Origin of the sequence: Rugamonas rubra (genome assembly GCF_900114705.1) — a bacterium.
Classification (GTDB): domain Bacteria; phylum Pseudomonadota; class Gammaproteobacteria; order Burkholderiales; family Burkholderiaceae_D; genus Rugamonas; species Rugamonas rubra.
Window position 1 is genome coordinate 94,564 of sequence record NZ_FOTW01000008.1, and the last position, 13,514, is coordinate 108,077.

Annotated in this window: 11 protein-coding genes; 7 read left to right on the top strand and 4 right to left on the bottom strand. The window is 66.3% G+C overall.

What is annotated here, in order from left to right:
- Positions 1-32: 32 nt before the first annotated feature.
- From BM252_RS08305 to ompA, 4 genes are all read right to left on the bottom strand, one after another.
- Positions 33-1,064, bottom strand: a complete 1,032-nt coding sequence (locus tag BM252_RS08305) for a hypothetical protein (RefSeq protein WP_245774157.1) — start codon at positions 1,062-1,064, stop codon at positions 33-35.
- 393 nt (positions 1,065-1,457) lie between these two features.
- Complete coding sequence (locus BM252_RS08310; protein WP_093386169.1) at positions 1,458-2,153, bottom strand: HAD family hydrolase; 696 nt, start codon at positions 2,151-2,153, stop codon at positions 1,458-1,460.
- 70 nt (positions 2,154-2,223) lie between these two features.
- Positions 2,224-2,919 carry a bifunctional 2-polyprenyl-6-hydroxyphenol methylase/3-demethylubiquinol 3-O-methyltransferase UbiG gene (ubiG, locus tag BM252_RS08315; protein WP_093386171.1) on the bottom strand — a complete coding sequence of 232 codons (696 nt, stop codon included), beginning with the start codon at positions 2,917-2,919 and terminating at the stop codon, positions 2,224-2,226.
- Between the two features lie 228 nt (positions 2,920-3,147).
- The gene (gene ompA, locus BM252_RS08320; protein WP_093386174.1) at positions 3,148-3,864 is read right to left on the bottom strand and encodes an outer membrane protein OmpA; all 717 of its coding nucleotides are present in this window, start codon (positions 3,862-3,864) and stop codon (positions 3,148-3,150) included.
- A 532-nt stretch (positions 3,865-4,396) separates the two neighbouring features.
- Between ompA and gyrA the strand changes: the two genes are divergently transcribed.
- The 7 genes from gyrA (at position 4,397) to cmk (ending at position 13,320) form a co-directional block, all read left to right on the top strand.
- On the top strand, positions 4,397-7,090 hold the full coding sequence (gene gyrA / locus BM252_RS08325; protein ID WP_093386176.1) for a DNA gyrase subunit A: 2,694 nt from the start codon (positions 4,397-4,399) through the stop codon (positions 7,088-7,090).
- Positions 7,091-7,234: 144 nt separating this feature from the next.
- Complete coding sequence (locus tag BM252_RS08330) at positions 7,235-7,882, top strand: DUF2059 domain-containing protein (RefSeq protein WP_093386179.1); 648 nt, start codon at positions 7,235-7,237, stop codon at positions 7,880-7,882.
- Positions 7,883-7,908: 26 nt separating this feature from the next.
- On the top strand, positions 7,909-8,997 hold the full coding sequence (gene serC, locus BM252_RS08335) for a 3-phosphoserine/phosphohydroxythreonine transaminase (RefSeq protein ID WP_093386181.1): 1,089 nt from the start codon (positions 7,909-7,911) through the stop codon (positions 8,995-8,997).
- A gap of 91 nt (positions 8,998-9,088) precedes the next feature.
- A complete protein-coding gene (gene pheA / locus BM252_RS08340; RefSeq protein WP_093386184.1) occupies positions 9,089-10,162 on the top strand; it encodes a prephenate dehydratase in 1,074 nt (357 codons plus the stop codon).
- Positions 10,163-10,205: 43 nt separating this feature from the next.
- On the top strand, positions 10,206-11,132 hold the full coding sequence (locus BM252_RS08345) for a prephenate dehydrogenase (RefSeq protein ID WP_093386186.1): 927 nt from the start codon (positions 10,206-10,208) through the stop codon (positions 11,130-11,132).
- A gap of 13 nt (positions 11,133-11,145) precedes the next feature.
- Positions 11,146-12,504, top strand: coding sequence for a 3-phosphoshikimate 1-carboxyvinyltransferase (aroA, locus tag BM252_RS08350; protein ID WP_093386189.1), 1,359 nt, complete (start codon positions 11,146-11,148; stop codon positions 12,502-12,504).
- Between the two features lie 144 nt (positions 12,505-12,648).
- The gene (cmk, locus tag BM252_RS08355) at positions 12,649-13,320 is read left to right on the top strand and encodes a (d)CMP kinase (protein ID WP_093386192.1); all 672 of its coding nucleotides are present in this window, start codon (positions 12,649-12,651) and stop codon (positions 13,318-13,320) included.
- Positions 13,321-13,514: the final 194 nt, after the last annotated feature.

The window sequence follows — 13,514 nt, forward strand, 5'->3', positions numbered from 1 at the left end:
TCTGCGCCGTTGGGTGGGTGGGGCCGGAACGCCTAGCGCTTGGCGGGTGTGGCGATCTTGTCCGGCACGCGGGTGATCTCGATCTCGCCGCCGACGATGCGGCAGTCGAGCACGTGGCTGCGCGACATGGCGGCGTGCTCGGACATCAGGTCGTGGTAGTTGTCGGCGCCCTCCAGGCGCAGGTCGATGCGGAACTGCTCCAGATGGTTGGCGGCGGCGATCTCGCGCACCCGCTCGCGCCGTGTCTGCACCTCCTGCTCGAGGCGGCCGCGCATCTGCTCGCCCTCGAAGTAGCGGATCAGCGCGCACTCGACCAGGTCCATGCGGTCCTTCAGCAGCGCGTCGGCGGCCACCGCGTTCTGGTTGGCCGCCAGCTCGGCCGGGTCGCCCTGCGCCGACACCACCTCGACGCTCATGCGCTGCACCAGCAGCAGCGTGTCGTTGTCCTCGCTGTACTTCTGGTGCACCCGCTGCACCGCCGACAGGCGGGCCTTGGCCAGGCGGCCGGCCGGGTCGCGCGTCTGGCCGACGTAGCGCACCATGCTCGGCGCGGCGAACTGGTTGGGATAGTCCTGCAGAATGTCGTGGATCGAGCGCGCCTCGATCAGGCCGCCCCAGTTGAAGGTGACGAAACGCTCGCTGAGCGTCACCGTCGGCTTCTTCAAGGTCGCCGCCATCGGCACGGTCAGTTCGATGGTGACGCTGTCGCGTTTTTTCTCGACGCCGACCAACAACGGCAGCGTCAGCTTGAGCGAGAAGAAGCCCCACTGCACGCTACGGCTGGGGTCGAGGCGGATCACCGGGCGGTTGACCACGCAATAGATCAGCCGCTTCTCCACCGCCGCCTCAAGGTCGAACTGCATGCGGCGCAGGTAGCGCCCGACCGGGTCGCGGATGTCCGGCACGGCCGGGAAGCCGGCGATCAGGTCGTACCAATGGAACTTGGCGTCGGCCACGGTGACGTTCCAGGTCTGCGGCGCGCTGGTGCGCACCGGCATGTCCGGCATCAGCTCGCTGTAGGGCTCGGGGATGTCCGCGATTAGGTCGGGATAATCGCTTGTCATGGTCAATGCTCCAGGGTTTGGGGTTGGCATTTGCTATTACTTGTCTCAGTATAGTACGGACTTGCTGATATTTCCACTCGGCAATTACTTGCCCTTGTAGTGGCTTATCTGACGCCGCCATGCTAGCGAGCCGCGCGGGGTGGTGGCGCGGCAACTAGGCGAATCTTGGCGTTATTCTAACTGTGTTGGCGGGCTTGGCAAGGGAAAAATACTTTTAGCCAACACGACTTGTCGCACGTCAATTTTGCCGGCGGCGCGAGGGCGCGGCCGGCGCTGGCGCGCGGCAATATACAGGAAGATAAGTGATTATACGTAGAAGAGGGGGGCGCGCAACGGCAGAATTAGTGGCGGCGCTCGGCTTGTCGGGGCGACAAGCCGGGCCGCCGCCGCCGATCAGGCGGCCAGTTCGGCGTCGCCGGCCAGGCTTTGGCGCAGCAGTTCGAGCAGGTTCAGCGGGCTGGCCAGCAGGTGGTCGGCGTTCCAGGCCAGCGGCTCGTGCGGGCCGCAATAGCCCCAGCCGCAGGCCACCGTGCGCATGCCGGCGGCGCTGCCGGCCTGGATGTCGCGCAGGTCGTCGCCGACGTACCAGCACTGCTCGGGCGCCAGGCCGAGCCGGCTGGCCGCCTCCAGCAGCGGCGCCGGGTGCGGCTTGGCGTGCGCCGTGGTGTCGCCGGAGACCACGCAGCCGGCGTGCTGCAGGCCGATCTGCGGCAGCAGCGGGTCGGTGAAGCGGGCCGGCTTGTTGGTGACGATGCCCCAGGCCAGGCCGGCCTGCTCGATGCCGGCCAGCAGCTCGGGCACGCCGTCGAACAGGCTGCTGTGGACCGCGATGGCGGCCTGGTAGTTGTCGAAGAAGCCGTCGCGCAGTGCGACGAAGCCCTCGTCCTGCGGCTTCAGGCCGAAGGCCGCGCCGATCATGCCGCGCGCGCCGGCCGAGGCGGTCGGCCGCAGCAGGGCGTAGTCGGTGGGCGCCAGGCCGCGTGCGGTGCGCAGCAGGTTGACGGCGGCGGCCAGGTCGGGCGCGGTGTCGGCCAGGGTGCCGTCGAGGTCGAACAGGATGGCGCGGGGCGGGGTGGTCGGAAGGCTCATGGCGGCGGTGGTGGGCGGGGGAATAGGCGGTGGGGAAGGGGCGGCGCGCGCCGCCCCGGTGTGCGGCGGACTACAGCGGGCGGCTGGTGGCGACCATGTAGTTGACGCTGGTGTCGTCGTTGAGCGAGTACAGCTTGCTCAGCGGATTGTAGCCGAGGCCCTTCATGCCCTGCAGCTCCAGGCCGGCGCTGCGGACGAACTGCGACAGCTCGGCCGGGGTGATGAACTTGTCGTAGTCGTGGGTGCCCTTGGGCAGCATGCGCAGCAGGTACTCGGCGCCGATGACGGCGAACAGGTAGGCCTTGGCGTTGCGGTTCAGCGTGGAGAAGAACACCTGGCCGCCCGGTTTGACCAGGCTGGCGGCGGCGCGCACGATGGCGGCCGGATCGGGCACGTGCTCGAGCATCTCCATGCAGGTCACCACGTCGTACTGGCCGGCCTCCTGCGCCGCCATGTCCTCGGCGGCGATCAGCTTGTAGCGCACCTGAGCGCCGGACTCCAGGCTGTGCAGGTCGGCCACCTTGAGGGCTTTTTCGGACAGGTCGATGCCGGTCACGATGGCGCCCTTGCGCGCCATCGACTCGCTCAGGATGCCGCCGCCGCAGCCGATGTCGATCACCTTCTTGCCCGCCAGCGGGGCGCGCGCGTTGATCCACTCGAGGCGCAGCGGATTGATTTCGTGCAATGGACGAAACTCGGAAGTGGGGTCCCACCAGCGGTGGGCCAGCTCACTGAATTTTTGCAGTTCTAGGGGGTCGGCGTTCATGGGGAGAATAATAACGGCAAATCGTCCCGTTCCCAAGCGCACCGGCGAAAAAAACCGGGCGCCAAGGCGACCAGGACGAAACAGCCCAAAGCGAAGGGGTCTGACCCCGTACGGGGTCAGACCCCGTGGCGTAGCGGGGTGCGGGGCGAAAAAAAACCCCGCACAAGGCGGGGTTGATGTGTCGGGCGCGGCGCTCCGGGGAGCGCACCGGCCTGGCTACTGCGGCAATTACTTGGCGCGGGTGCCGACGACTTCGACTTCTACGCGACGGTTTTTGGCGCGGCCATCAGCGGACTTGTTGTCTGCGACTGGCTGCTTCTCGCCCTTGCCTTCGGTGTAGACGCGGTTGGTCTCGACGCCTTTCGACACGATGTAGGCCTTGACGGCTTCAGCGCGACGGATCGACAGTTTCTGGTTGTAGGCATCGGTGCCCACGGAGTCGGTGTGGCCGACGGCGATGATGACTTCCAGCTTGATGCTGCCCAGTTTCGAGGTCAGGTCGTCCAGCTTGGCTTTGCCTTCTGGTTTCAGGACCGACTTGTCGAAGTCGAACAGGGCGTCGGCGGCGAAGCTGACTTTTTCCGAGGTCGGGGCGACGACGACTGGCGCGACGGCAGGAGCCGGTGCCGGTGCTGGAGCAGGAGCGACTGGCGCTGGTGCTGGAGCGACGCATTTGCCGTTTTCCAGTTTCTCACCATCTTTGCACAGTGGCAGATCGCAACCTGGAACGGCATCGGCCGGGGTCCAGTAGCCGGTGCGCCAGCACAGACCGAACGGGTCACGGGCGATGACGCCACGGGCGTCCTGCACGTAGGCGCTCTTAGGCGCGGCGGCCTTGATGTCCTGGGTCACAGGAGCGAACGGCGGGGTGGTTGGTTGGGTTTGTGCGATTGCCGAACCTGCAAATGCGGCCGACACAGCCAAAAACGAAATAAGTTTCTTCATATTTTTCTTCCTTTCGGGGGGTGATATCCGCAGAAAAACTGCGCGACGTAGTGATGCATGGGGCGAATTCTACCATCACGCAGCAAATCGCGACGGTCTCCCGATTGCGAAACAAGCAATTGACTTCCAGTCCATTTTGCCACACGCGATCTGGCCGCACGTTCGGGGGTAAATCAAACCTGCTGCGATTCCGACCAAAATGTTGTTTTGTTGCAACGCGATGAGGGATAATAAGCGAAAATTGTGTCATCTCGATTACATCCGTGCCTTATATGCAATGCGTCGCCCGCCGCCGCGCGCCAAGGCGGCGCGCCCCGCCGTTGCTGGCGCCGTTCCCGGCGGCAACGCTCGCGGCGGGCGCCGGCAGGCGGAAAAGCGCTAGTTGCCGGACGCCCATGCTAAAATCACAGGCTTGACTGTCCAGCACGCGGCCCCCAGGGGCGCGCCGGCGGGACGGCTCAGGCATGCTTCAGTGCGGCATTCATTGCTTAAAAGATAAGTTAACCACAGTCAAAGATCAGTCGACCCGCCAATGGATCAATTCGCAAAAGAAACAATCCCTATTTCCCTCGAAGAAGAGATGCGCAAGAGCTACCTCGATTACGCCATGAGCGTGATCGTCGGCCGCGCCTTGCCGGACGTGCGCGACGGCCTCAAGCCGGTGCACCGCCGGGTCCTGTTCGCGATGCACGAAATGAACAACGTGTGGAACCGTCCCTACGTCAAGTGCGCCCGCGTGGTCGGCGAGACCATGGGTAAGTACCACCCGCACGGCGACGCCTCGATCTACGACACGCTGGTGCGCATGGCGCAGGACTTCTCGCTGCGCTACATGCTGGTCGACGGCCAGGGCAACTTCGGCTCGGTCGACGGCGACAGCGCCGCCGCGATGCGTTACACCGAGTGCCGCCTGGACAAGATCGCCAGCGAGATCCTGGCCGACATCGACAAGGACACCGTCGACTTCCAGCCCAACTACGACGGCAAGGAAAAAGAGCCGACCGTATTGCCGACCAAGATCCCCAACCTGCTGATCAACGGCTCGTCGGGCATCGCCGTCGGCATGGCCACCAACATCCCGCCGCACAACCTGACCGAGGTGATCGACGGCGCGCTGCACGTGCTGCGCAACCCGGACTGCAGCATCGACGAGCTGATCGAGATCATCCCGGCGCCGGACTTCCCGACCGCCGGCATCATCTACGGCGTCTCCGGCGTGCGCGACGGCTACCGCACCGGCCGTGGCCGCGTGGTCATGCGCGCCAAGACCCACTTCGAGGAATACGGCAAGGACGGCGGCCGCACCGCCATCATCGTCGACGAGCTGCCCTACCAGGTCAACAAGAAGTCGCTGCTCGAGCGCATCGCCGAGAACGTGCGCGACAAGAAGCTCGAAGGCATCTCCGACATCCGCGACGAGTCCGACAAGTCGGGCATGCGCGTGGTCATCGAACTGAAGCGCGGCGAAGTGCCGGAAGTGGTGCTCAACAACCTGTACAAGCAGACCCAGTTGCAGGACACCTTCGGCATGAACATGGTGGCGCTGGTCGACGGCCAGCCGCGCCTGCTGAACCTGAAACAGATGCTGCAATGCTTCCTGGCGCACCGCCGCGAAGTGGTCACGCGGCGCACCGTGTTCGAGCTGCGCAAGGCGCGCGAGCGCGGCCACGTGCTCGAGGGCCTGGCCGTGGCGCTGGCCAACATCGACGACTTCATCGCCATCATCAAGGCGGCGCCGACGCCGCCGCTGGCCAAGTCCGAGCTGATGGCGCGCGCCTGGGACTCGTCGCTGGTGCGCGAGATGCTGGCCCGCACCGGCGACGGCACCACCGTCGGCGGCGTCGACGCCTTCCGTCCGGAACACCTGCCGAAGCACTACGGCATGCAGACCGACGGCATGTACAAGCTGTCCGACGACCAGGCGCAGGAAATTTTGCAGATGCGCCTGCAACGCCTGACCGGCCTGGAACAGGACAAGATCGTCAACGAGTACAAGGACGTGATGGCGGAAATCGCCGACCTGCTGGACATCCTGTCGAAACCGGAGCGCGTCACCGTCATCATCACCGACGAGATGACCCTGGCCAAGAACGAATACGGCGCCGGCAACAAGGACGTGCGCCGCTCCAGCATCGAGCACAACGCCACCGACTTGGGCACAGAGGACTTGATCACGCCGCAGGACATGGTGGTCACCCTGTCGCACACCGGCTACATGAAGTCGCAGCCGATCTCCGAGTACCGCTCGCAGAAGCGCGGCGGCCGTGGCAAGCAGGCCATGGCGACCAAGGAAGAGGATTGGATCGACCAGCTGTTCATCGCCAACACCCACGACTACATCCTGTGCTTCTCCAACCGTGGCCGGATGTACTGGCTGAAGGTGTGGGAAGTGCCGCAGGGCTCGCGCAACTCGCGCGGCAAGCCGATCGTCAACATGTTCCCGCTGGCTGACAACGAGAAGATCACCGTGGTGCTGCCGCTGTCCGGCGCCAACCGCAGCTTCCCGGAAGACCATTACGTGTTCATGTCGACCAGCCTGGGCACCGTCAAGAAGACGCCGCTGAAGGACTTCAGCAACCCACGCAAGGCCGGCATCATCGCGGTCGACCTGGACGACGGCGACTTCCTGATCGGCGCCGCGCTGACCGACGGCCAGCACGACGTGATGCTGTTCTCCGACTCCGGCAAGGCGGTGCGCTTCGACGAGAACGACGTGCGTCCGATGGGCCGCAACGCCCGTGGCGTGCGCGGCATGAACCTGGAGGAGGGCCAGCACGTGATCGCCCTGCTGGTGGCCGAGAACGAGGAGCAGTCGGTCCTGACGGCCACCGAGAACGGCTTCGGCAAGCGTACCCCGATCACCGAGTACACCCGCCACGGCCGCGGCACCAAGGGCATGATCGCGATCCAGACCAGCGAGCGCAACGGTAAAGTCGTCGCCGCCACCCTGGTCGAGACCACCGACGAGATCATGCTGATCACCACCGGCGGCGTGCTGATCCGCACCCGCGTGGCGGAGATCCGCGAAATGGGCCGCGCCACCCAGGGCGTGACCCTGATCGCGGTCGAGGACGGCACCAAGCTGTCCGGCCTGCAACGCATCGTCGAGACCGATATCGACGAGGTCGAGCTCGAGCCGGGTCCGGACGCCAAGGCGGCCGAGGCCGCGCCTGAGGTTGCGGCCGATGCGGCGCCGGACGCCGCCTCGGACGTCGCGCCGGAGTAAGGCGCAGCAAGCATGCCCCGGCGCCCAGAGCGGCGGGGCGGACGGGGCCAGGGTTTTTTTCGCGGAATGATGCGACAATAAACGCTGGCCCCGTTTTTCTTTCGGCAACCCCTCTTTTCAGCGCGGAGCATTCCGCCAATCAATATGAAAAAATTCGCCGCAGCAAGTATTTCCAGCATCGCCGCCGCCTTGATGTTGCTGGCCGGCGCGCCGGCCCTGGCGCAAAGCACGCCGGCCGCCGCACCCGCCGTGGCCGCTGCCGCCACCGAGCCGGCCAAGCCGATCGAGCCGGCTGTCGCCGCCGCCGTCAAGGAGCTGTTCGTGGCGATGAACTACCGCTCGCTGATGGCCTCCGGCATGCAGCAGATGAGCAACAACCTGCCCGTCATGATGCGCAACTCGATGGAGGCCGGCATCAACGCCAACCCCCAGTTGGGGCCGCAGGACAAGCAGGTCGCCATCGTCAAGGCCGAGGCGCGCCTGCCCGCCGTGGTCAAGGCGCTGCAGGAATTCCTCGCCGATCCCAAGCTGGTCGACGAGATGATGAGCGAGATCGCGCCGCTGTACGCCGCCAACTTCAGCGTCGCCGAGATCAAGCAGTTGTCGGTGTTCTACCGCAGCCCGCTGGGCGCCAAGATGCTGGCGCTGTCGCCCAAGCTGATGTCCGAAGGCATGCAGATCGGCCAGCGCGTGGTGGCCCGCCGCATGGCGCCGCTGATGCAGCAGTTGCAGGCGGCCGAGCAGGCCGGCAAGGCGGAGCAAGCAACACCGGCCGGCAAGGTCGAGAAATAAGCCCAACCCAACCATAAGGAAAGCCCGTGACGCACATCTACAACTTCTCCGCCGGCCCCGCCGTCCTGCCGAAAGAAGTCCTGGCGCAAGCCGCCGCCGACATGCTCGACTGGCACGGCAGCGGCATGTCCGTCATGGAAATGAGCCATCGCGGCCCCGAGTTCATCTCGATCTACCAGGCGGCCGAGCGCGACCTGCGCGAGCTGCTCGCCGTGCCGGCCAACTACAAGATCCTGTTCATGCAGGGCGGCGGGCTGGCGCAGAACGCCATCGTGCCGCTCAACCTGGTCGGCCACAAGGCGCAGCCGGCCACCATCGACTTCGTCCACACCGGTTCCTGGTCGGGCAAGTCGATCAAAGAGGCGGCCCGCTACGCCACCGTCAACGTCGCCGCCAGCGGCAAGGCCGGCGCCTTCACCGGCGTGCCGCCGCAGTCCGAGTGGCAGCTGACGCCGGACGCCGCCTATCTGCACGTCTGCACCAACGAGACCATCGACGGCGTCGAGTACAACTTCGTGCCCGAACTGCCGGCCGGCGCCACCATCGTCGCCGACATGAGCTCGCACATTTTGTCGCGCCCGGTCGACGTGTCGCGCTACGGCGTGATCTTCGGCGGCGCGCAAAAGAACATCGGCCCGGCCGGTCTGACCCTGGTGATCGTGCGCGAGGACCTGCTCGGCAAGGCGCTGGCCATCTGCCCCTCGGCCTTCGACTGGAAGACCGTGGCCGACAACGAGTCGATGTACAACACACCGCCGACCTACGCGATCTACATCGCCGGCCTGGTGTTCCAGTGGCTCAAGCGGCAGGGCGGCGTGGCCGAAATGGAGCGCCGCAATATCGCCAAGGCCGAGCTGCTGTACGCCGCGCTGGACGCCGACGACTTCTACCAGAACCGCGTCGCCAAAGAGTACCGCTCGCGCATGAACGTGCCGTTCTACCTGCGCGACGAAAGCAAAAACGAAGCATTCCTGGCCGGCGCCAAACAGCGCGGCCTGCTGCAACTGAAGGGCCACAAGTCCGTCGGCGGTATGCGCGCATCGATCTACAACGCGATGCCAATCGAGGGCGTACAAGCCCTGGTCGATTATTTGAACGAGTTTGCCGGCCGCTGATACCCCGCCAGCGCCGCACGCACCATCAAAGGCCGGAGCGGCCGGGCAGCCGCTCGCCCTCCGGCACAACGACACTGACACTACGCACACCATGACTGATAAATTGAAACCCTTGCGCGAGCAGATCGACTCGATCGACGCGCAAATCCTCGACCTGCTGAACCGCCGCGCCAAGGTGGCGCAGGAAGTCGGCCACGTCAAGGCCGAGACCATGGCGCCGGTGTTCCGTCCCGAACGCGAGGCCCAGGTGCTGCGCGGCGTGGCCGAGCGCAATCCCGGCCCGATGGGCGACCACGAGGTGCAGACCATCTTCCGCGAGATCATGTCGGCCTGCCGCTCGCTGGAAAAGCGCGTCACCGTGGCCTACCTGGGCCCGGCCGGCACCTTCAGCGAGCAGGCCGTCTACCAGCAGTTCGGCAGCGCCGTCGAGGGCCTGCCCTGCGCCTCGATCGACGAGGTGTTCCGCGCCACCGAGGCCGGCACCGCCGACTTCGGCGTGGTGCCGGTGGAGAACTCCTCCGAGGGGGCCATCAACCGCACGCTCGACCTGATGCTGCAAACCTCGCTGCTGATCAGCGGCGAGGTGTCGATCGCCGTGCACCACAGCCTGATGAGCAAGACCGGCAACATGGACGGCGTGACGGTGATCTGCGCCCACTCGCAGGCGCTGGCGCAGTGCCAGGTGTGGCTCAACCTGAACTACCCGAACATCGAGCGGCGCGCCGTCGCCTCCAACGCCGAGGCGGCGCGCATGGCCAGCAAGGACGCCAGCATCGCCGCGATCGCCAGCGAAATGGCCGGCGAGCAGTACCAGCTGGGCGTGGTCAAGGCGCACATCCAGGACGACCCGCACAACCGCACCCGCTTCGCCATCGTCGGCCACCTGCAGACCAACCCGTCCGGCCAGGACCAGACCTCGCTGGTGCTGGCGGTGCCGAACAAAGCCGGCGCCGTCTACCAGCTGCTGGCGCCGCTGGCCAAGCACGGCGTGTCGATGACCCGCTTCGAGTCGCGCCCGGCGCGCATCGGCACCTGGGAGTACTACTTCTATGTCGACATCGAGGGCCACGTCCACGACGCCGCCGTGGCCCGAGCACTGGCCGAGCTGCAGGACAACGCCGCCTTCTTCAAAGTGCTGGGTTCCTACCCACTCAGCCTGACCTGACGGTCGGCCAGCGTGAACGGAATCGAGACGGGATGGAGACGGGATGGAGAATAATGTGTTGAACAAGATCGTCATTTGCGGCGTCGGCCTGATCGGCGGCTCCTTCGCGCTGGCGCTGCGCCGGGCCGGCGCGGTCGGCAGCGTGGTCGGTGTCGGCCGCTCGACGGCCGCGCTGGCGCGGGCGCGCGAGCTGGGCATCATCGACGCCGCCAGCGGCAACGCGCCGGCCGAGCTGGCCGCCGCGCTGGACGGCGCCGCGCTGGTGCTGCTGGCCGCGCCGGTGGCGCAGACCGAGGCCATCCTGGCCGCGCTGCGCCCGCACCTGCAAGCCGGCACGGTGGTCACCGACGCCGGCAGCACCAAGGGCGACGTGGTGGCGGCGGCCCGTCGCGCGCTGGGCGACAAGGTCGGCCAGTTCGTCCCCGGCCACCCGATCGCCGGGCGCGAATCGAACGGGCCGGACGCCGCCATCGTCGACCTCTACCAGGGCAAGAAGACGGTGCTGACGCCGCTGGCGGAAAACCGCGCCGAGGACGTCGAACGGGTCGCCGCCGCCTGGCGCGCCTGCGGCGCCATCATCCACCAACTGACGCCGCAGGAACACGACAAGGTGTTCGCGGCGGTCAGCCACCTGCCGCACCTGCTGGCCTACGCCCTGGTCGACGACATCGCCAGGAAGCCGCACGCCGACCTGCTGTTCCAGTACGCCGCCAGCGGCTTCCGCGACTTCACCCGCATCGCCGGCTCATCGCCGGAGATGTGGCGCGACATCAGCCTGGCCAACCAGGCCGCGCTGTTGGCCGAGCTGGACGCCTACATGGCACAATTGACCGGCCTGCGCGCCAGCCTGGCGGCCGGCGACGGCGCCGCGCTGGCCGGCGTCTACAGCAACGCCCAGCGCGCCCGCCAGCAGTGGATCGAGGCGATCGAGGCGGCCGAGGCGCCGCAGTCCAAAGACCAAGCAGAATAAAGGAACACACGGCATGACGCAGCACACAGCAAAGCACTACCCGCAGCATATCGACCTCCATCCCGTGATGCACGTGCAGGGCACGGTGCGCCTGCCCGGCTCGAAGAGCATCTCCAACCGCATCCTGCTGCTGGCCGCGCTGGCCAAGGGCGAGACCAAAATCATCGACCTGCTGGCCTCGGACGACACGCTGGTGATGCTGGGCGCGCTGCGCGCGCTCGGCGTCGACTGGCGCCAGGAGGAGCAGAAGGACCCGCACACGCTGCACCAGGTGCACCACGTCAAAGGCTGCGGCGGCGAGCTGCCCAACAAGAAGGCCGACCTGTTCATGGGCAACGCCGGCACGGCGATCCGTCCGTTGACGGCGGCGCTGGCGGTGATCGGCGGCGACTACACACTGCACGGCGTGGCGCGCATGCACGAACGGCCCATCGGCGACCTGGTCGACGCCCTCAACGAGGTCGGCGCCCACATCAGCTACACCGGCCAGCCGGGCTTTCCGCCGCTGCACATCCGCAGCGGCCAGTTCAAGGCCGAGCGCCTGTCGGTGCGCGGCAACGTGTCGAGCCAGTTCCTCACCGCGCTGCTGATGGTGGCGCCGCTGATGGCGCGCGAGCACGCCGTCTCGATCGACGTGGTCGGCGAGTTGATCTCCAAGCCCTACATCGAAATCACGCTGAACCTGATGCGCCGCTTCGGCGTGCAGGTCGAGCAGGACGGCTGGCAGTCGTTCACCGTGCAACCGGGCCAGCAGTACCAGAGCCCGGGCACCATCCACGTCGAGGGCGACGCCTCGTCGGCGTCCTACTTCCTGGCCGCCGGCGCCATCGCCGGCGGCCCGGTGCGGGTCGAGGGCGTCGGCCGCGACAGCATCCAGGGCGACGTGCGCTTCGTCGCCGCGCTGGAACTGATGGGCGCCACCATCAGCATGGGCGACAACTGGATCGAGGCCAGCTCGAACGGCAAGCTCAAACCCATCGACGCCGACTTCAACCACATTCCCGACGCCGCCATGACCATCGCCATCGCCGCGCTGTACGCCGACGGCACCAGCACGCTGCGCAACATCGCCAGCTGGCGCGTCAAGGAGACCGACCGCATCGCCGCCATGGCCACCGAGCTGCGCAAGCTGGGCGCCGAGGTGGAGGAGGGCGCCGACTACCTGCGCGTGACGCCGCCGGCCGTGATCGCCGCCGCCACCATCGACACCTACGACGACCACCGCATGGCGATGTGCTTCTCGCTGGCCTCGCTGGACGGCGCGGCGCGGCGCGGCAACACCATGCGCATCAACGATCCGAAATGCGTGGCCAAGACCTTCCCCGACTATTTCGCCGCCTTCGCCGGCATCGCCCACGACCAGCTGATTTGAGCTGGCCCCGGCGGAGTCGGCCCCAGGGTCAGACTCCAGGGTCAGACTCCAGGGTCAGACCCTAGGGTCTGACCCTTAAAGTCCGCAGCTGACAGTCCGCCGCGCCACCGTGCTATTGTTTCCCATTAACACTGAAATTTTCATATGTCGACCCACTCCATCCCAGTCATCGCCATCGACGGCCCCACCGCATCCGGCAAGGGCACCGTCGCGCACCGCGTCGCCGATAAGCTCGGCTTCCACTACCTGGACTCGGGCGCGCTGTACCGCCTGACCGCGCTGTCGGCGCTGCGCCGCGGCACCGACCTGGCCGACGAGCACGCCCTGGCCAAGCTGGCCGAGCACCTGCCGTGCAGCTTCACCGGCGGCAACGTCATCCTGTCGCACGAGAACGTCAGCGACGCCATCCGCGCCGAACTGGTCGGCAACACCGCCTCGAAGATCGCCGCGCTGCCCTCGGTGCGCCACGCCCTGGTCGGCCTGCAACTGGGCTTCCGCAAGGCGCCCGGCCTGGTCGCCGACGGCCGCGACATGGGCACGGTGATCTTCCCGCACGCCCCGCTGAAAGTGTTTTTGACCGCCAGCGTGGCGGCGCGCGCCGAACGCCGATATAAGCAATTGATTGACAAGGGAATTCCTGCTAATATGGAAGACCTTCTGATGGATTTGCAAGCGCGCGACGATCGCGATACGCACCGGGCGATAGCCCCGCTGGTCCCGGCAGAGGGTGCCCATGTGCTCGATACCTCGCACATGAACGCCGACCAAGCGGTCGACGAGGTGCTCAAATGGTATGCGGCGGCGATGAAATCGTAGGCTGCGCGGCAAAGAATTCAGAAGTGAATGTAGTAAAAAACAGCAGCAAAAGCAGTAAAAATGGTACGTGTTAGTGCCATTGCGGTGCCCAAGACGGGCCTGTGCTCGTCACGGGTGTGTCAAAACCCTAACCCAGTTTAAGTCGCGTTGTGCGAACTCTGCTGGCTAACCATGTGTGAACCCCTATGTCTACA

Bases quoted from the DNA above. Each gene is read 5' to 3' on its own strand.
- BM252_RS08305 (WP_245774157.1), bottom strand. From the start codon at position 1,064: ATGACAAGCGATTATCCCGACCTAATCGCGGACATCCCCGAGCCCTAC.
- BM252_RS08310 (WP_093386169.1), bottom strand. From the start codon at position 2,153: ATGAGCCTTCCGACCACCCCGCCCCGCGCCATCCTGTTCGACCTCGAC.
- ubiG (WP_093386171.1), bottom strand. From the start codon at position 2,919: ATGAACGCCGACCCCCTAGAACTGCAAAAATTCAGTGAGCTGGCCCAC.
- ompA (WP_093386174.1), bottom strand. From the start codon at position 3,864: ATGAAGAAACTTATTTCGTTTTTGGCTGTGTCGGCCGCATTTGCAGGT.
- gyrA (WP_093386176.1), top strand. From the start codon at position 4,397: ATGGATCAATTCGCAAAAGAAACAATCCCTATTTCCCTCGAAGAAGAG.
- BM252_RS08330 (WP_093386179.1), top strand. From the start codon at position 7,235: ATGAAAAAATTCGCCGCAGCAAGTATTTCCAGCATCGCCGCCGCCTTG.
- pheA (WP_093386184.1), top strand. From the start codon at position 9,089: ATGACTGATAAATTGAAACCCTTGCGCGAGCAGATCGACTCGATCGAC.
- BM252_RS08345 (WP_093386186.1), top strand. From the start codon at position 10,206: ATGGAGAATAATGTGTTGAACAAGATCGTCATTTGCGGCGTCGGCCTG.
- aroA (WP_093386189.1), top strand. From the start codon at position 11,146: ATGACGCAGCACACAGCAAAGCACTACCCGCAGCATATCGACCTCCAT.
- cmk (WP_093386192.1), top strand. From the start codon at position 12,649: ATGTCGACCCACTCCATCCCAGTCATCGCCATCGACGGCCCCACCGCA.